This is a genomic window from Gallibacterium melopsittaci (assembly GCF_042433085.1).
Classification (GTDB): Bacteria; Pseudomonadota; Gammaproteobacteria; order Enterobacterales; family Pasteurellaceae; genus Gallibacterium; species Gallibacterium melopsittaci.
Window position 1 is genome coordinate 1 of the sequence record NZ_JBHLWA010000010.1, and the last position, 19,742, is coordinate 19,742.

16 protein-coding genes are annotated in these 19,742 nt (G+C 37.7%); 3 read left to right on the forward strand and 13 right to left on the reverse strand.

Translation table 11 applies throughout. From position 1 onward, the window contains the following. Positions 1-110: 110 nt before the first annotated feature. The 9 genes from ychF to ACFFHT_RS02140 all read right to left on the reverse strand — a co-directional run bounded on the left by ychF (position 111) and on the right by ACFFHT_RS02140 (position 10,601). A complete protein-coding gene (gene ychF / locus ACFFHT_RS02100) occupies positions 111-1,202 on the reverse strand; it encodes a redox-regulated ATPase YchF (RefSeq protein ID WP_382373008.1) in 1,092 nt (363 codons plus the stop codon). Positions 1,203-1,214: 12 nt separating this feature from the next. After that, on the reverse strand, positions 1,215-1,802 hold the full coding sequence (gene pth, locus ACFFHT_RS02105) for an aminoacyl-tRNA hydrolase (RefSeq protein ID WP_382373010.1): 588 nt from the start codon (positions 1,800-1,802) through the stop codon (positions 1,215-1,217). A gap of 124 nt (positions 1,803-1,926) precedes the next feature. After that, entirely contained in the window at positions 1,927-2,481 is a 555-nt protein-coding gene (gene pgsA / locus ACFFHT_RS02110; protein ID WP_382373012.1) for a CDP-diacylglycerol--glycerol-3-phosphate 3-phosphatidyltransferase, read from the reverse strand. A 73-nt stretch (positions 2,482-2,554) separates the two neighbouring features. Next, positions 2,555-4,378, reverse strand: coding sequence for an excinuclease ABC subunit UvrC (gene uvrC / locus ACFFHT_RS02115; protein ID WP_382373014.1), 1,824 nt, complete (start codon positions 4,376-4,378; stop codon positions 2,555-2,557). Between the two features lie 4 nt (positions 4,379-4,382). After that, positions 4,383-5,159 (reverse strand): 3-deoxy-manno-octulosonate cytidylyltransferase, encoded by a 777-nt coding sequence (kdsB, locus tag ACFFHT_RS02120; RefSeq protein ID WP_382373016.1) that lies wholly within the window; start codon positions 5,157-5,159, stop codon positions 4,383-4,385. Between the two features lies 1 nt (position 5,160). Beyond that, the gene (locus tag ACFFHT_RS02125; protein ID WP_382373018.1) at positions 5,161-5,367 is read right to left on the reverse strand and encodes a Trm112 family protein; all 207 of its coding nucleotides are present in this window, start codon (positions 5,365-5,367) and stop codon (positions 5,161-5,163) included. Next, entirely contained in the window at positions 5,367-6,362 is a 996-nt protein-coding gene (gene lpxK, locus ACFFHT_RS02130) for a tetraacyldisaccharide 4'-kinase (RefSeq protein WP_382373020.1), read from the reverse strand. Before lpxK ends, ACFFHT_RS02125 begins: the two co-directional genes overlap by 1 nt. Before the next feature lie 12 nt (positions 6,363-6,374). Further along, positions 6,375-8,123 (reverse strand): lipid A ABC transporter ATP-binding protein/permease MsbA, encoded by a 1,749-nt coding sequence (gene msbA, locus ACFFHT_RS02135; protein WP_382373022.1) that lies wholly within the window; start codon positions 8,121-8,123, stop codon positions 6,375-6,377. Positions 8,124-8,180: 57 nt separating this feature from the next. Further along, positions 8,181-10,601 (reverse strand): DNA internalization-related competence protein ComEC/Rec2, encoded by a 2,421-nt coding sequence (locus tag ACFFHT_RS02140; protein ID WP_382373024.1) that lies wholly within the window; start codon positions 10,599-10,601, stop codon positions 8,181-8,183. Between the two features lie 368 nt (positions 10,602-10,969). On the opposite strand from ACFFHT_RS02140, the gene dksA reads away from it, so the two are divergent. From dksA to folK, 3 genes are all read left to right on the forward strand, one after another. After that, positions 10,970-11,419 carry an RNA polymerase-binding protein DksA gene (dksA, locus tag ACFFHT_RS02145; RefSeq protein ID WP_066109108.1) on the forward strand — a complete coding sequence of 150 codons (450 nt, stop codon included), beginning with the start codon at positions 10,970-10,972 and terminating at the stop codon, positions 11,417-11,419. Positions 11,420-11,703: 284 nt separating this feature from the next. Beyond that, a complete protein-coding gene (gene pcnB, locus ACFFHT_RS02150; RefSeq protein WP_446685284.1) occupies positions 11,704-13,032 on the forward strand; it encodes a polynucleotide adenylyltransferase PcnB in 1,329 nt (442 codons plus the stop codon). An 8-nt stretch (positions 13,033-13,040) separates the two neighbouring features. Then, positions 13,041-13,529, forward strand: coding sequence for a 2-amino-4-hydroxy-6-hydroxymethyldihydropteridine diphosphokinase (gene folK, locus ACFFHT_RS02155; protein ID WP_382373027.1), 489 nt, complete (start codon positions 13,041-13,043; stop codon positions 13,527-13,529). A gap of 85 nt (positions 13,530-13,614) precedes the next feature. Here folK and glnE read toward each other — a convergent pair whose 3' ends face one another. From glnE to recJ, 4 genes are all read right to left on the reverse strand, one after another. Further along, positions 13,615-16,521: a bifunctional [glutamate--ammonia ligase]-adenylyl-L-tyrosine phosphorylase/[glutamate--ammonia-ligase] adenylyltransferase gene (glnE, locus tag ACFFHT_RS02160; RefSeq protein WP_382373029.1), complete on the reverse strand. Its 2,907-nt coding sequence runs from the start codon at positions 16,519-16,521 to the stop codon at positions 13,615-13,617. A gap of 88 nt (positions 16,522-16,609) precedes the next feature. Beyond that, a complete protein-coding gene (locus ACFFHT_RS02165) occupies positions 16,610-17,305 on the reverse strand; it encodes a 5'-methylthioadenosine/adenosylhomocysteine nucleosidase (protein WP_382373031.1) in 696 nt (231 codons plus the stop codon). Next, positions 17,302-17,970: a thioredoxin domain-containing protein gene (locus ACFFHT_RS02170; RefSeq protein ID WP_382373033.1), complete on the reverse strand. Its 669-nt coding sequence runs from the start codon at positions 17,968-17,970 to the stop codon at positions 17,302-17,304. The genes ACFFHT_RS02165 and ACFFHT_RS02170 overlap by 4 nt, the downstream gene beginning before the upstream one ends. A 3-nt stretch (positions 17,971-17,973) precedes the next feature. After that, positions 17,974-19,692 (reverse strand): single-stranded-DNA-specific exonuclease RecJ, encoded by a 1,719-nt coding sequence (recJ, locus tag ACFFHT_RS02175; protein ID WP_382373035.1) that lies wholly within the window; start codon positions 19,690-19,692, stop codon positions 17,974-17,976. Between the last annotated feature and the right edge of the window lie 50 nt (positions 19,693-19,742).

Here is a 19,742-nt window from a genome sequence, read left to right on the forward strand (position 1 = left end):
GTTATATTTGGTCATAAAAAATCTGCACCTCTGTCTGTTGGATAATAAGTCCAACTTTAGGGGTGCAGATCACTTTGCCTCTCCTTTTTTTCATCACTATTATTACAAGGTTAGACATTAAATCTAAAGTGCATTACATCACCATCTTGCACAATATATTCTTTCCCTTCTAAACGCCATTTACCCGCTTCTTTTGCACCATTTTCACCACCAAACTCAACAAAGTCTGCATAACTAATCACTTCCGCACGGATAAATCCTTTTTCAAAATCAGTATGGATTACTGAGGCTGCTTTTGGTGCAGTTGCTCCAACTGGAATCGTCCAAGCACGCACTTCTTTCACACCCGCAGTGAAATAAGTTTGTAAATTTAATAACTTATAACCGGCACGAATCACACGATTTAAGCCTGGCTCTTCTAGCCCAAGTTCTTGCAAGAACTCCATTTTTTCTTCATCTTCCAGTTCTGCAATTTCAGCCTCAATCGCTGCACAAACAGGAACAACCACAGCCCCTTCTTTCTCTGCGATTTCACGCACTCTATCAAGATATGGATTATTTTCAAATCCATCTTCATTCACGTTGGCAATATACATTGTTGGTTTTAACGTTAAGAAGTTATAGCTTTTAATCGCCTGTAATTCTTCTTTATCTAAGCCAATCGAACGAATCATTCCTGCATTTTCGAGCACAGGCAAACATTTTTCCATAATGGATAATTCAAATTTTGCCTCTTTGTCGCCACCTTTAGCACGTTTTTGTAAACGTTGAATCGCTTTTTCACAACTCTCTAAATCGGCTAACGCTAACTCTGTATTAATCACTTCAATATCATCAGCTGGATCAATTTTCCCTGCAACATGCACAATATCGTCATTTTCAAAGCAACGAACTACATGACCGATCGCATCTGTTTCCCGAATATTAGCTAAGAATTTATTACCGAGTCCTTCCCCATTTGACGCACCTTTAACCAAACCAGCAATATCTACAAACTCCATCGTGGTTGGTAACACACGTTGTGGATTCACAATTTTTGCCAATTCATCTAAACGATTATCAGGCATCGGTACAACCCCTGTATTTGGCTCGATTGTACAAAACGGATAATTTGCTGCCTCAATTCCTGCTTTGGTTAACGCATTGAATAACGTTGATTTACCGACATTTGGTAAACCGACAATACCACATTTAAACCCCATAATTTGTCCTTTTTATGCTGCATGGAATCCATTTAAGCGATTCATCGCTTTATCGATTCCTTCTTTAATCAAAATTTCAACACAACGTTCTGCTTCGTCTAACGCTTGATCAATTAACTGTTGATCTTGTGGCGAGGCTTTGCTTAATACATAACCTGCCACTAAATTTTTATCACCAGGATGACCAATTCCTAGACGTAAACGGTAAAAATTTTTACTATTTGCTAACTGTGCAATAATATCTTTTAGTCCGTTGTGTCCACCATGTCCACCACCAAGTTTTAATTTGGCACTGCCTGGTGGTAAATCTAATTCATCATGAATAACCAAAATTTCTTCTGGCAAAATACGATAAAAAGTTGCTAATGCCCCTACTGATTTTCCACTTAAATTCATAAATGTTGTTGGGACTAATAAACGCACATCTTGCCCTGCAATAGTAACCATTGCCGTTTTTCCGAAGAATTTATTTTCTTCTTTTAAATTCACATTAAAACGGCGTGCAAGTCGTTCTATTAACCATTCACCAGCATTATGACGAGTATCGCTATATTTGTTGCCTGGATTTCCCAAACCCACAATTAATTTAATTTTTGCCACAATTCTTATCCTGTCGCTAAAAACGGCTTGCTATTGTATGCAAAAACACCTGTTTCTACAATCGCAAATCTATGCAAAAAAAATCGCCCTCAATTTGAGGGCGATTTCACCAATATAAATTTAATTACTCGTCTTCTCTTAATAAACTCTCTTTCGCCAGAGTTAAATATTGCCACATTGACCAAACCGTCAAAATAACAGCAATATAAAGCGCTATAATCGCAATAATTTCCATTGTTGGGCTATAACGCCACAATAAACCAATTAATGCGATCATTTGTGAAGTTGTTTTTACTTTTCCTAACCAAGAAACGGCCACTTTATTACGATCACCTAACTCCGCCATCCATTCACGCAAGGCTGAAATAATAATTTCTCGAGAAATCATTACGATTGCAGGAATGGTGATCCAGAAAACGTGATAATGTTGCACCACTAACACTAACGCTGCTGCGACCATTACTTTATCGGCAACAGGATCAAGAAATGCACCAAACCTTGTTGTTTGTTTCCATCTTCTCGCCAAATACCCGTCTAGCCAATCTGTTACGGCCGCCACTGTAAAAATAATGGCTGTCCATAACGGTGCCCAGCTAAATGGAAGATAAAACAAGAGAATAAAGAATGGAATGAGTACCACACGGAAAAAGGTCAAAAAGGTTGGAATATTTAACTTCATCTTGATCACCAGATCATTTAACACTACGCAATACTATTGTAAAACATAAGGCGTACTTTGCCTATAAACAAAATCAATGTTTTAGAATTTCAAAGATTTTTTCTGCCAATGCACGAGAAATTCCTGGCACTGAAGCAATTTCTTCCACTGAAGCCGCTTTCACACCTTGTAAACCACCTAAGTATTTTAATAATGCTTGTCGACGTTTGGCACCTACACCAGGAATACTCTCTAACCCACTTTGCATAAAAGCCTTTTGTCGTTTTTTACGGTGCCCTGAAATTGCATGATTATGTGATTCATCGCGAATATGTTGAATCAAATGTAAGGCTAAATCATCTGGTGCTAAATGAATCTCTCGATCAGAACGCCCAATTAACAACGTTTCTAAGCCCGCTTTGCGATCAACACCTTTCGCTACGCCAATTAATTTAGGTTTACGCTTATCCCAATTTACCTTGAGATTGTCAAAGACGGCTAATGCACGATTCAACTGTCCTTTACCACCATCAATAAAAATAATATCTGGGATTTTGTCGGCAGTGAGATCTTTGTCATAACGTTTTTGCAAGGCCTGCTCCATTGCAGCATAATCGTCACCATGCGTGCCTTCAATATTAAAACGGCGATACTCTGCTTTTAATGGGCCAGCCTCCCCAAATACTACACAAGAAGCCACTGTGTTTTCCCCCATCGTATGACTAATATCGAAACATTCCATACGTTGAATATTATCTATTCCTAATAAAGTTTGTAACGCCTGATAACGCTCTTCGATTCGTCCTTGTTGCTGTAATTGGGTAGTCAATGCGACTTTAGCATTGGTTTGTGCTAATTGTAGATAACGATTTTTTTCTCCTTTTACTTTATCTTGGATCTGAATTTGTCGCCCCGCTTGCTCACTTAGTAAGGTTTCCAACATTGTTTTTTCTGCTAAGGTATGATCCAAGACTATGCTATCTGGAATACTGCGCCCTTGATGTGCCTGTAAATAAAATTGTCCTAAAAAGGTTTCAATCACCTCCGTCAAACTGGTATTAGCTGGAATTTTGGGAAAATAGCTACGATTTCCTAAAATTTTGCCATGACGAATAAATAATACCTGTACACAAGCTAATCCTGATTTGTATGCAATCGCAATAATATCAATATCATCTAGACGATCATTGCTGACAAATTGTTTTTCCATTACCGAGCGTACTGCTTGAATTTGATCACGAAAACGAGCTGCAGTTTCAAAGGCTAATTGTTGGCTAGCTTGTTCCATTTTTTTAATCAGATGTGTAACAACCTGTTGATCTTTACCTTGTAAAAACAGGCGAGCTAACTCTACTTGTTGCTGATACTCTTCATCACTCACATACCCAGCAACACAAGGCGCTAAACAACGTTTAATCTGATATTGCAGGCACGGACGAGAACGATTGTTATACACGCTATTTTCACACTGACGAATAGGAAATAATTTTTGCATCAATGACAAGGTTTCACGCACAGCAGAAGAGTGTGGATAAGGACCGAAATATTCACCTGCAATTTTTTTCGCCCCACGATAGGAGGTAATTCGAGGATGTCGCTCATTAGTTAATAAAATAAATGGATAAGATTTATCATCACGCAACAACACGTTATAACGAGGTTGGTACTGCTTGATAAAATTATGCTCTAGTAATAACGCTTCGGTTTCTGAATGGGTAATTGTTGTATCAATATGATCGATTGAGGCAACCAATGCTTCTGTTTTTTTACTACTAACTTGTTTACGAAAATAACTGGAAAGACGTTTTTTCAGATTTTTCGCTTTACCAACATAAATGACCGTATTATTACGGTCATACATCCGATAAACACCAGGCTGCTCCGGTGCATCTCGCAGAAAAACTTTTGCATCAAACATAAGATTAACGTGCTAGTAACTCACGAACTTTAATTAAATCTTCCATTGTATCCACACCAACCGCAGGCACTTCTTTTGCTTGTTCACAATGAATACGCTCGCCATTCCATAGCACACGCAACTGCTCTAACGACTCACATTTTTCTAACTTCGTTGGTTGCCACGCCACATATTGACGAATAAAGCCTGCTTTATAGGCATAAATACCAATATGACGTTGATAATCTTGGTCTTCGATAGATAAAGTTGGAATTTGTGATGGCTGTTGGTAAACCGTAGTGAATTGATCACGTTGCCAAGGAATCACGGCTCTTGAAAAATACAAGACATAGCCGTTTTTATCCGTTAACACTTTCACCACATTAGGATTAAATAATTCTTGTGGATCATCAATACTTACCGATAAAGTTGCCAGATTGACCTGATATTTTTGTAAGTTCTCAGCAACTTGCTGCACAATCACAGGCGGAATTAATGGTTCATCACCTTGAATATTCACAATAATTTCATCATCAGGCAATTCCATTTGACTCACGACTTCAGCAAGACGCTCTGTACCAGATGAGTGGGCTTCTGAGGTTAAACAAACTTCACCACCAAAATTACGAACAACATCAACGATTTGAGGATGATCAGTGGCAACAATAACGCGTGTCGCCCCTGATAATTGTGCTTTTTCCCATACATGTTGAATCATCGGTTTACCCGCAATATCCGCTAATGGTTTAGCTGGCAAACGACTAGAAGCATAGCGAGCAGGAATAATAACAGTAAAACTCATTTTATACTCCTTCAACCTTGTGATTATTGAGATTTTGCTCCGTAGGAGTTAAGGAAATCGCATTTTCTGGTAATAATGCTGGAATCCCCTTCACCATTGGATAAGCTAATTGTTCATTTTGGCAAATAAAGCGTTGTTGTTCTGCATCGAAACGTAACGCTTGATGACAATGTGGACAAGCCAACATTGTAATAACAGAAGATTTCATCAAGACTCCTTGTAGGTTACTATACCTACTTTAGCTATGATTTTTTCAATTAAAGAGGTTAATTCATTGTGGTCAATTTCTGCTGTAACAGGCACATACCACCAATTTTCTTGAGCAAAAGCAGTACACTTCACCGCATCTTTTTCTGTCATAAACAGTGGCGTATCTTTATGATCAATTTTCGCTAAATCTGCCGCTTGAAAGGCGTAGTGATCCGCAAAAGATTGTTGTTCAAGTACAGTTAAACCCTGTTGTTGCAATGTCGCAAAAAAACGTGGTGGATGTCCGATCCCTGCAACCGCATTCACTTGAGAAAATTCCGTTAACGACCGTTGCTCACCAGTACATAAATTCACTGCCACTTTAGCCGTGAGCTGCATTGCAATTTCATCAGATTGTGCCATACCACCATTACAAATTATCGCATCTACCGTTGCTAAACGTTGTTGTGGTAATTCACGCAATGGTCCTGCTGGTAATAAATGTCCATTGCCAAAACGACGTTCACCATCAACTACCACCAACTCAACATCTCGCTGTAATTTATAATGTTGTAGCCCATCATCACTAATAATAATTTGTGGATGATACGCCTTATAAAGTAGTTCAATACTTTCCCGACGATTCGGTGAAATAGCGACAGGTACAGCAGTTCGTTTTGCAATCAAGACAGGCTCGTCACCTGTTTTGCGAGGATCAGAACTTGCACAAACTAAAAATGGATAATCATTGCTTTCACCACCATAACCGCGAGAAATTACCCCTACTCGAATACCTCTTGCTTGTAATTGTTCAACTAAACAAACGACTAGCGGTGTTTTCCCATTACCACCCACAGACAAATTACCTACCACAACCACGGGACAAGGCGCTTTCCAACTGGAAAATATCCCTGTTTGATAGGCTTTTCTACGTAAAAAAGTGATGAATTGGAATAACCAAGCAAATGGCAATAATAGCCACTGTAACCACGATTGTTGATACCAAAATTTCATATCGCCCCTTGTTTAGCCATCAAACTGCATTTTATGCAGTTGTGCGTAAACTTGCCCTTGCTGCAATAGTTGTTGATGTGTACCACGCTCAACAATTTGTCCCTGATCAATGACCAAAATTTCATCGGCACGCTCAATCGTAGATAAACGGTGTGCAATCACCAGCAAGGTTTTGTGTTGTTGTAATTCTTCTAATGCACGTTGAATCGCTCTTTCAGATTCCATATCTAATGCTGATGTTGCTTCGTCTAAAATAAGTACTGAGGCATTACGCAACAATGCGCGTGCAATCGCTAAACGCTGCCGTTGTCCACCCGATAGCGATACACCATTCTCGCCGATCATCGTGTCCAAACCATGTTCCATTTTTTCAATAAATTCCATTGCATGAGCTGCTTTTGCCGCTGCAATAATCTCTTCACGGCTATATTTATCAGTCGCTGCATAAGCAATATTATTGGCAACTGTATCATTAAATAGGTGTACTTGTTGTGATACCACTGCACAATGTTGACGTAAATTCGCTAAGGTATAATCCTTGATATTTCGTTCATCTAGATAGATTTCACCTTGTTGAATATCATAAAAACGCGTTATTAAATTCGCGATTGTCGATTTTCCTGATCCAGATCGCCCCACTAAAGCAACGGTTTTCCCTGCAGGAATTGAGAAAGAAATATGCGATAACGCTGGTTCATCCTTACCATCATAATAAAAGCTCACATCATTAAAACGTACTTCACCTTTGACTTGTTCGGTAATATAGCGTCCCTGATCTTCTTCCGTTTTTAGATCTAAAATAGCAAACAGTGTTTGACAAGCAGCCATACCACGTTGGAATTGTGCATTAACATTCGTTAATGATTTTAATGGACGCAATAACGCAAACATTGAGGAAAAAACTAAGGTAAAATCACCTGCGGTCAGTTGCCCACCCATCATGGTTGGTACCGTCGCTAAATACAATACGACTGCCAATGCAAACGAGGCAATAATTTGCACAATAGGATCCGAAATTGCACTCATCGCCATCATTTTCAGGCTCTTGCGTCGCATATCATCACTGACAACATCAAAACGCTCTTCTTCAATTTTTTGTCCACCAAAAGATAACACAACACGATGCCCTTTTAACATCTGCTCTGCACTTGCCGTCAATTCCCCCATTGAGTTTTGCATATTTTTACTTAAACGGCGGAAATGTTTTGATACCACACTAATTAAAGCAGCAATAATAGGTCCAACAACAAATAACACTAATGAAAGCTGCCAGCTGGTATATAACATCAAGGCTAACAACGAAATCACCGTTGCGGTTTCTTTGACAATAGTAATTAGTGCATTTGAAGAAGAGTTTGCCACTTGCTCAGAATCGTAGGTAATTCGAGAAAGCAATTTACCTGCTGCTTGATGATCAAAATAGCTCACTGGCATATACATTAAATGTTTAAATAACATTCTCCGCATCACCATCACGACATTTCCCGATACCCAAGACAAACTATAATCAGAAACAAAACTGGTTAATCCACGCAAAATAATAAGACCAATCACAATAAAGGGTAGCCATTTTAAAAAGGAAAGATCTGCTTTACCAAACCCCTCATCAAGTAATGGCTTTAATAAATAAAGCAAACCAGCCTCTGTTAAAGCATTAAAAACTAAGGCGACAATCGCAATTAAAATTCCAGATTTATATTGCCAAATCATTGGCCATAAACGTTTAAAAGTTTCTTTAGTAGAAAAGTCTTGATCATTCATACAGACAATTTATTCACTTTAAAAATAGCATTAAGGCGCTATTCTACCTTTATTCTGCTATTTCTCCAACTCAAGCAGTGGTCGCTGTAAATTAGGTAAATCCGTAAACCATGCTTTAGCTGAATTACGTTGTCGAATCACTTCTAATTGGTTATTTCGAGTAATGCGTACTGAAATCTGTCCGTCCCAACCAGTATTCAATATTTTGACTTGCTGTCGCTGTAAACGCTCTAAGACCTCCTGATGAGGAAAGCGCCAACGATTTGTTAAGCTAGATGAAATTAATGCTATTTTAGGTTGGATCTGTTGCAAAAAACGCTGGCTAGTTGAGGTTTTACTGCCATGATGGGCAACTTGTAAAATATCCACTGGCGGAAATGAGGCTAAATAATATAATTCACTACGTCGATCTAAATCCCCTGTGAGCAATACACGATAAGTACCATCATCAATCAATACAACACAAGAATGTTGATTGCGTGCAGTGGGAACAATAGTTAATGGAGCTAACATGGTAAATCGTAATGCTCGCCACTGAAAAGATTGTCCTTGTTTACAAGGTAACGGTTTTTTATCGGCATAACTGACCTGCGAAGGAGTGAATAGCGTTGCTTGCGGATAATGTTGGAATAATTTGTTTGCACCACCACTATGATCATTATCATCATGGCTTAACATTATTTTTTCTAGATGAATACCTTGTCGGCGCAAATAAGGCATTATTTCTAACTCTGCCATACTACCACCGTCCCAACTCGCACCAGTATCATACAATATTCCATAATTACCTTGACGAATTAAGATCGCTAATCCTTGACCAACATCTAACATTTCCAATGACCATTTTGTTTGCCACTGTTGATAATAGGTGTAGCCAAGCAATGTAAGTTGTCCACATAGCATCAATATGAAAAAGCATAACAGACGAGCTAAGTGATGGTGTGATGTAAGTAACTCTGCGTTAAGTTGCAATTTTTTAGGGGGTAATTGAGTAATTAAATTAGATTGAACTACTGGTGTTTGACGATAGAAATAGAGATAACTAGCAATCAATACACAAAATAATACACACCCTATACTCACCCAACGTACTTCAATTAATGATAAATCTCGCCAAGTGCTTTGCCAAAAAGTTAATGCTTTAATACTAAATTCGGCAACAGTTATACACCATTGCCAACTATTAAAGAGATCAAAGGTTAAAATTGACGTTAAAATACAAGGGATCAGGACAAAACTAAATAAGGGGACAATCCATAAATTAATCAACAGATTTTGTAGATTAATCCCTGAAAAGAAAAACAACACAACAGAAGTAAATAGTAACATCAAGCCAACTTGTAAATGTATTAAAGCAATAATGTAATAGCGTAATTTACCCAACTGAGAAAGTGCCTGTCCTCGCCATTGCCATGCAGATAAAGGTAATAAAGTCTGCCAAAGCAATAAACATAAAACAGCTAAAGCCGACAGCCAAAAACTATCGCTCAATAAAATTAATGGATCAAATAACACAAATAACGCAATACAACGTAAATAGATCTGCCACCAATTTAAATAACTACGTTGCAAACGTAACAACAATAACAGAGAAAGTGCTAATAACGCACGAATAGTTGGAATTGAAAAATCGGCTAAATAACTATAAATCGTGGCTAACACAAGCCCACCTAACAGCGGCAAAGTAGGCGTAATCCAGCGTGTAGGCAATAGATATTGCATTCCTCGCCCGATCATCACACCTAGCAACATAACTAACCCAATATGCAACCCCGAAATTGCAATCAGATGTGCTGTACCTGTTTGTTGAAATAGTTGTAGTTGTGCTGTGGTAAGTTGTGATTTTTCACCAAATCCTAATGCCAGTAATAGTCCCTTAGCAGACTGTGAGGATATTTTAGTTTCTGCAAAGAGCAAAAGTTGTTCACGTACAGAAGGTTGATCATTAATTAAGATTGCCTGTTTAACCGTTATATTTCCAACAATTCGGTTCGCATAAAGCCACTTTTGCCGTTGAAAACCGCCATCATTTAAACGTGCAGCCATTTGTTTTAATGTTATCTGTGCTTGCCAAACTTGCCCTGCTTGTAATTGTTTATTAGGCTGCCAGTTTACATAAACACGGTATGATTTTTGTCCGTATGGGGAATTTAATATGCCAACTGCAGTTTGGTAGTCGCCTTGGTGTAAGACTTTTTCAATGTGCAATTCAGCTTGTGATAATACGCCAATTAAAGAATCTAGCTGTTGTTGCTGCTGCAATAAGGTTTTTACTTGGAATAAATTCCAGTAACTACCCAAACTAAAGGTTAATAATAATAGTGCAAGAGTTCTGCTTCTTCGCCAAAAAAACAAGATTACACCAAACAGTAATAAAACCCCTAAACCTCCCCATAAATATGCAGAAGTCATCCATAACATTGGTAAATATAAAAATAGCAAACTACTAAAAAAATAGAGTAAACAGATACGCTCCATATTGGCTAACTTTAGCTAACGAATTATTTTGGTTATTATTTTTTACATAAAGCAACACTTTAATTGTTGTCTCTATAGCAGTACAAAATGCACACTGCAAAAATGTGAACTCTCTCCAAAATTTACAAAAAACTCTAAATTTACATAATCTTTCTGTTCAAATAATCAGCGAACCAGAAAAATTTATTTGCTAAAAACAATAAGTTTTGCTATTTATATGCGGCTTTTTGGAAGACCCCCTTCAAGCAGTATAAAAATTGGCGGAAATTAAGTAAAAAAACCTCCTAATAATTGGTGCATTGTTTGCTCATTTTGGAGTTCCGACAATTGCTTGTATTATCAATTTTGGTGTCTAGGAGAGATTAAAAATGACAGCAAATACGCCAAAATCATCACTCAGTATTTTAGCTCTTGCTGGTGTTGAACCTTATCAAGAGAAAAAAGGTGAAGAATATATGAATGAAGCTCAGTTGCTTCATTTTAAAAAAATTTTAACTGCATGGCATGCTCAAATTGTTGGCGAAGCAGATCGTACTGTTGCCCATATGCGTGACGAGGCTTCAAATTTCCCAGATCCATCTGATCGTGCAACTCAAGAAGAAGAATTTAGCTTAGAATTACGAAATCGTGATCGTGAACGTAAACTATTGAAGAAGATCGAGCGTACTATCAAGAAAATTGAATCTGAGGACTTTGGTTATTGCGAATCTTGCGGTGTTGAAATCGGGATTAAACGTTTAGAAGCAAGACCAACAGCGGATCTTTGTATTGATTGTAAAACTCTCGCAGAAATTCGCGAAAAACAAATTGGTGGTTAAGCCTATTTATCCATCACATATTTACCAGAACAGCAACCTCTCCCTAAACGACTTAGGGAGAGTTTATTTATTTGTAGTAACATAAATTGTTATTGTTAATGAAGTATATTTTGAGGTGAACTATTTTTAACTATATTCGGAAACTCTTTCATAAAAAAAATACGAAAGAGGAAAGCATTCAACCTACTAGTGAAACTACAATCCCCACTAGTACCGCGAAGAAACCAACAGAACCCAAGAAAAATTCTCATCACAGACCAAGTAAGTCCGTAACGCATTCATATATTCTCAAAGCATCCGATTACGGTATTTATCCACATCTTATTAGTCGCCAAGCACTCCAAGTTGTTGAAAAATTACAAAAGAATGGTTTTGAGGCTTATGTTGTTGGTGGTTGTTTACGTGATATTTTATTAAATAAAACCCCAAAAGATTTTGATATTGCAACCAATGCTCGCCCAGAACAAGTACAAAAAATTTTCCAACGGCAATGTCGTTTAGTAGGTCGCCGTTTCCGACTTGCTCATATTCTTTTCGGTAAAGATATTATTGAAGTGGCTACATTCCGTGCTGCACATGATGATATTAATAATGATAAATTTGCCAAACAAAGTGCAGAAGGTATGTTATTACGTGACAATGTGTACGGCACATTAGAAGATGATGCCGCTCGTCGAGATTTCACAGTTAATGCCTTTTACTTCAATCCTCATAAAGATCAACTATATGATTTCTTTAATGGGATCAAAGATCTGCGTGCAGGGCGTTTAATGCTCATTGGTAATCCAAAACAACGTTATCAAGAAGATCCTGTAAGAATGTTACGAGCCATTCGTTTTATGGCAAAATTGGATATGTTCTTAGATAAACAGTGTGAGCAACCCATTTATGAGTTAGCCCCGTTATTACAAAACATTCCTGCAGCTCGTCTATTCGATGAGTCATTAAAATTATTACAAACTGGACAAGGTGAAAAAACCTATCATCTCCTTTATAAATATCAATTATTTCAACAACTTTTCCCAGTACTCACGCCATTTTTTACCGAACAAGGCGACTCTTTTACGGAAAAAATGTTATTGAAAGCATTGCGTTCTACTGACGAGCGTATTGCCGATAATTTACGGATTAATCCAGCTTTTATTTTTGCGGCTTTTTTTTGGTATCCATTGCGTGAACGAATTGAAGTTTTAAAAAATGAAGGGGGATTAAATAATTTTGATGCTTATTCTTTAGCAAGTAATGATCTGCTTCATCTTATCTGCCAACGTGTCGCAATTTTACGTCGTCATACTGCAACAATCAGAGATATTTGGTCATTACAATTACTCTTTACTAAACGTACAGGAAAACGTCCACAATTAACGCTAGAACATCAAAAATTCCGTGCAGCATATGATTTATTAGCAATGCGTGCTGAAATTGAACATGGGGAAACCATTGAATTGGCTGCTTGGTGGTATGAATATCAACAAAGTAATACTGCACAACGCAACGAATTAATTCAAGTCCAACAAAAACGCCATGCAGAGAACGATAGAGAAAAAAAACGTCGCCGTCGTTATCGTTCGCATAATCGAAAAAGAAAAACTTCAGCTGTTACCAATAAATAGTAAATGATATGAATAATGTCTATATCGCCTTGGGCAGTAATTTGAATCAACCACTTCAACAACTTATTACTGCCTTACAAACATTAAAACATCATCCCGATCTACAATTAATTGCGGTCAGTCCCTTTTATGCGAGTCGGCCATTAGGGCCACAAGATCAACCTGATTATGTCAATGCCGTTGCTCAACTACACACAACGCTTACGCCATTAGCATTATTAGATGTATTACAGGCTATTGAACAACAACAAGGACGCGTAAGATTGCGTCGTTGGGGTGAACGCACCTTAGATTTAGATATATTGCTATTTAATCAAGATATTATTCAATCAGAACGTTTAACCATTCCTCACTGCGAAATGAAAAATCGTGAATTTGTCTTAATTCCACTATTTGATATTGCACCAAGCTTGATATTGCCTGATGGACAGCCACTAAGCGATGCCGTGAAACCATTCTTACAACATACAATGCAAAAAATTGGCGATTTTTCCTAAAAGTTGGCTTATCTATCTCTCTTTCAAATATATTGTTCTTATCTGTCTGTGTCGGATATCCCCTATCCGACACCTAGATCCAAAATTAGTTAAATAACTGTTGCCATATCTGTCCAATAAAAGATCGCATCTCTACAAATTCAGCCTCTTCAACCACTGAATTTTTTCCTGCTAAATTTAAATGATGAATATGATTACGTAATTCCACATAGATCTCAGTCAATCGTTTACCGACTTCAGGAGTAATAACTTGATATTTCACCATATCCTCAAAAATTCGCACATTATCTGACCAAGTAGTTAACTCAGGAATATCCATTGCATTTGCTAACATCAAATATTGCGCAATAAATTCAATATCCGTAATTCCCCCACGATCTTTCTTAATATCGAAATAACCTGTTGGGGTATGCGATAAATGTTCATACATTTTTTCTCGCATTTCACGCACTTCAACTTTTAGCTTATCTTTATCCTGCGGTGCAGATAATACTTCGTGACGAATCTGTGTAAAACGTTGTTGCATTTCAGCTTCGCCATATACTGGTCTGGCTCGTACTAACGCTTGCTTTTCCCATGTCCAGGCTTCATGCTGTTGATAATCTTTGAAGGCTTCCACTGAACTTACCAACAATCCCGCACTACCTGAAGGACGCAAACGCATATCGACTTCATATAAGATCCCTGAATTAGTATTAATGTTAAAAATACTATTAATTTTCTGGGCTAGACGTAAATAAAATTGTCCACTATCAATACTACGCTTGCCCCCCACAGTCTGCCCATTCGCTGGGGCATCATATAGAAATACTAAATCAAGATCAGATTTATACCCCAATTCAATCCCACCTAACTTGCCATAACCAACCACCAAAAAACGCTTTTCATCTGCTTGAAGATGATCGGGTGTACCAAAGCGTTGCGTAACTTGTCGCCACGCTAAATTCACTACACTGGCGATAATTGCTTCCGCTAAATAAGTCAGATGATCGCTTACTTTCATCACAGGTAAGGCTCCTAAAATATCAGCCGCCGCAACCCGTAATTGTGTAGCTAATTTAAATTGGCGTAGTACATCAATCATCTGTTCTTCATCTTCTTGTGGTACACGCAACAGGTAATGTTCTAATTCAGCTTGATACTGACTAAATGGTGGTGGTGATAATAAGGTATTTGGATTTAGCAACTCGTCCAATAACAACGGATAATCAGCAATTTGGCGAGCTACAAACGGAGATGCACTACACAGTTTCATCAATAATGTGCGTGAATTTGGATTTTCTCGCAGCAATTCCAAATAAGTCGTCCGTGTCGCAATACATCCAATAATTTCTAGAATACGTGGTACTAATACCGCTGCTTGTTCCATTGCTAACATTTCATCAATTAATGTTGGCAATAATTGTTCTAATACATCCCGTCCTCGTACACCAATCGATTTGCGTAGCATTTCCTGTTTAAATTGCCAAAGATTTTCTGCAATCTGTTCTGCTTCTGTAATGGCTAATTTATGCAATAGCGTCATCACATCTTGATAGTTAAAACTAATTCCGAGAAAATCCTGCCACTCACTATTACTCGCTTCATCTTTTTCATCTTCACTACCAATAAGATGATGAAAAACTTCCCGAACATTCTGTTGATGTTGAGTAAGTACCTGATAGAAACTTTGCCAATCATAAATTGGATATTCAAGTGTCACCAACTGCCCTTGTTGATTAAAATAGGTAAAGGCTCGACAAGCCTCTACTAATCGTTGTCGATCTTGCTCATTGGTTGGCAATAACTGGGTTTGTTGATCATTAATCGCTTGCAATACATTTTCTACTCGGCGTAAAAAGAGGTAAGCCTGTGATAAATGTGTTGCTTCTAATTGTTTTAATAGATCCAATTCAACTAATTTAGGCAAAATCAACAACAACTCTCGTTGCTGTAAACTTTTTTCTCGTCCACCTCGAATAAGCTGGAACACTTGTACAATAAATTCAATTTCACGAATTCCACCCGCACCTAATTTAATATTATCGACTAAGCCACGGCGACGAACTTCAGCATTAATTTTTTGCTTCATATCTCGCAATGATTGGATCGCACTAAAATCAATATAGCGACGATAAACAAAAGGTCTTAATAACTGATTCAAGTAACGATGATTAATATCTTGGCTATCTTCTCCCATAATCCGTGCTTTAATCATCGCATAGCGTTCCCAATCACGCCCTTGCTCTTGATAATAATCTTCCATTGAGGCAAAACTTAAGGCCAATGCTCCCGCATCACCGAATGGACGTAAACGCATATCAACTCGATAGACAAAGCCATCTATGGTTTGTTGTTCTAATGCTTTGATAAAACGTTGTCCTAAACGTACAAAAAATTGCCCGTTATCAATACTGCGTCTTGCCCCTACGGTTTCGCCATGATCTGGATAGGTAAAAATCAGATCAATATCAGAAGAGAAATTCAGTTCTCTACCGCCTAATTTTCCCATACCCAAAATAATAAGTTGTTGAGCTTCACCCTCTGCGTTCGTTGGTGTTCCTAATTCACTACACAGTTTTTGATATAACCAATCTTTCGTCACCACAATAATCGCCTCTGCTAATGCCGAAAGTTGGCGGAAGATCTGTTCAACTGATGCCAAATTTAGACTTTGACAAAAGCTCAATTTAGCCATTTCCTGATGACGAAATTGACGCAACACTTGATAAAGCACATTTTCATCCGTTATCGAGGAAAGTTTCTCCGTTAAACGTTGTTGATAATTACCGCACTCTGTAAATTGTGGAGTACTCTCTAACCATTGTTGTAATAAAGTAGGATATTTTTGTAAGGTATCAGCAACAAAATCAGAAAAATAAATGGCGGTGGCTATCTGTTTTAAGGAATCTGGTAGAGTGGAAAAATCGAATGGTAGGGAATATTGTTCAGCGTATTCTGTCGTTTGTAATAAATCAAATAAGCGTTGTTGTTGTGCTGGCGAAAGTTGCATAAGCGTATCCTTATAGTAAATTTTCTTCACTATATTGTGTTCACTAGCAAAAAACTAGTGAACACAAATACTGGTATGAGAATACTCTCTAATTTACCAATTTTTCTAAGGTCGCTAAAACAATTTGTGAAGATTGTTTGACGGCTATCGGTAAAAACTCATCAAAGGAGATATGTGATTCTTTATCGGCAACGTCTGAAATTGCACGAATAACCACAAATGGTACCTGAAACGCATAACAAATATGAGCAATCGCAGCCGCTTCCATTTCAACAGCAGCAACTTCTGGGAAATCTTGACGAATGCGTGCTATGGTTTCTTGTCCATTAATGAATTGATCTCCTGAACAAATTAAACCCACTACGGCATTCTTACCTTGCTCATGCACAACTTCTGTCACTGTATTAATCAAGTTTTTATCTGCACTAAATTTTTCTGGGCAAGCAGGAAGTTGTCCCTTTGCATAACCAAATGCAGTCACATCAGCATCGTGATAACTCACATAATCAGAAACAATAATATCGCCGATATTCAGTTGTGGATTTAAACCACCTGCAGAACCCGTATTGATAATGCAATCTGGTTGGCAAGTAAGAATTAATGCTGTTGTTCCCATTGCAGCAGCACTTTTCCCAATCCCCGATTGTAATAAAGCAATATCATGCTGACCAATTTTGCCTTCATAAATTGTACAAGTAGCTAGTTTTTTCACTTGTTTATCTTGCATCAAGCTTTGTAGAATCTCGACTTCTTGTGCCATTGCACCAACAATTCCGATTTTCATTTCTGTCCTCGTTGTTCTCGTAAAAGTTTAGCCGTTAAAGAGTCTAATACTGCGATAGTATAATCGTCATTATATAGCGTGCTTTCTGTTAATACATATCGTCCACCTACTGCGACAAATGGTAAGGTAAACACACCATATTGTTTTGTCGCAAGAATCGCTTTCTTAACTTTTTCTTCTGTTACAGGTGAATTTAATAATTCAGAAAAGGCATTAATATTCACATTCTTTTTTTCTAACCATTGCTGCAAAAATTCACCACGAGCTTTACGACTTTGATCAAACTTCAACTCTGCTGTATCAAAAATAAAGAGATCTGCTAAATCAGGGCGACCAATATTTTCTAATGCATAATACACAGAAGCTGAGTAATGCCCTGTTTCAGTTGCAGCAGGGATCCATTCAATTTCCACATCATTTGGATTTAATCGTTTATATAAACTTAAATTGTCTGCGGCAATTAAACAAATACGACATTCATAAGCAAAGAAGAATTTAATCTTTACTTTTTTATCTGGTGATACAGTTTCCTGTAATGGCTTTTTATAGGAAAAATAGTCTTTACCATCTTTAAAAATAGGTAATTGTTCTGCATAACTTGTTGAGAAGGTAACGCCTAACCATACTAATACGACAAAACGTACTACAAATATCACGCTGTTCATTGATTATCCTAGTGCTTCTATGTAATTAACTAATAATTGTACCTGTCTATTTCCTCGATATTCATTTACAGCTAGGTGATAGACCATTCTAGCTGACTTAATTGATAAATCCGGATATAAGCGAGTATCTGCATTAAATTGAATTGCATCAAACATATTCCCACCATTTATCGGTTCTACCAACATTTTTAAATGCTTTTCTCCAACAATCCGTTGTTGAAGAATTTTAAATTCACCATCAAATTGTGGTTCAGGAAAGTGTTGTCCCCACGGTCCTGCAAACTGCAATTTTTCCGCTGTTTCTACATTCATTTGTTGTGAAGTTAATTCACCATCAGTATAGACCACACCTTGAAGTGATTTTTCATCTAGCCACTCTTGTGCATATTGATTAAACAATTTCTGAAACTTAGCAAAATATTGTTCGTGAATACTTAAGCCTGCGGCCATTGCATGTCCACCAAACTTAATAATGATTTCAGGATGTTTGCTGTGTAAGTGCTCTAACAAATCACGAATATGCAATCCTTCTATCGAACGTGCTGATCCCCGCAATATCCCCGTTTCCTCTTGTGCAAATACCACCGTTGGACGATGAAATTGATCTTTCATTCTTGCAGCAACAATGCCTAATACCCCTTGATGCCAATCAGGTTGATATAGTGCAATCGCAAAAGTATCTTGTTGATACGTTAATTTGAACTCACGTAAAAAATGTAATGCCTCTTGTTTCATACTGGCTTCAATTTCTTTCCGTGTTTGGTTTAGGCTATCCAACTCAAGGGCTAATGCTCGTGCTTGCTCCATACTTTCAGCCAATAACAGCTCAACACCAATTGACATATTATCAATACGTCCTGCTGCATTCAGGCGTGGTGCAATTGAAAAACCTAAATTACTCGCCACCAACTGGGTAATATCCAAATTAGCTACTTCAATTAAAGCCCGAATACCACAATGACAATGTTGTGCACGAATTCTTGCTAATCCTTGTGATACTAAAATACGATTATTGTAGTCTAATGGCACAACATCAGCGACTGTTCCCAATGCCACTAAATCTAACAATTCAGCAAAATTAGGCTCAGAACGATTAACAAATAAACCTTGTTCTCGAAATGTAGCACGCAGTGCAATCATCAAATAAAAAGCAACTCCAACGCCTGCTAAATATTTAGATGGAAAACCACAATCAGCTAAATTTGGATTAACAATAACATCTGCATTGGGCAATTTTTCACCTGGCAGATGATGATCTGTTACGACTACCTGTACTTGATGTTGTTTCAGATAATCGATCCCTTCAAATGAAGAAACACCATTATCCACAGTGATTACTAACTCGGCTTGTTTTGCGATAGCATCTTGAGCGACAGATACACTTAATCCATAGCCTTGTTCAAAACGATCTGGTACTAGATAATCGACAGAAGTAAAACCTAATTGACGTAAGGCAAATACAGTTAATGCAATACTGGTTGCTCCATCAGCATCAAAATCACCAACAATCACAACTTTTTTCTGCTGGTGATATGCATCAACTAATAGCTGCGTTGCACGTTCAAGATGTGTCAATAATGTCGGTGGCAACATAAATTTTAAGGCATAGTTAAGTTGTTGCTCAGTAGAAATCCCTCTACTACGATAAATACGATCCAATAGAGGATCATCACTTACCGCCACTCCTTCTGATAACACTCTCCTTTCAATATTTTTTCGCACAACTTCGACCTTATGTTTACAACTTAATCAACAATACTACATCTTTATCA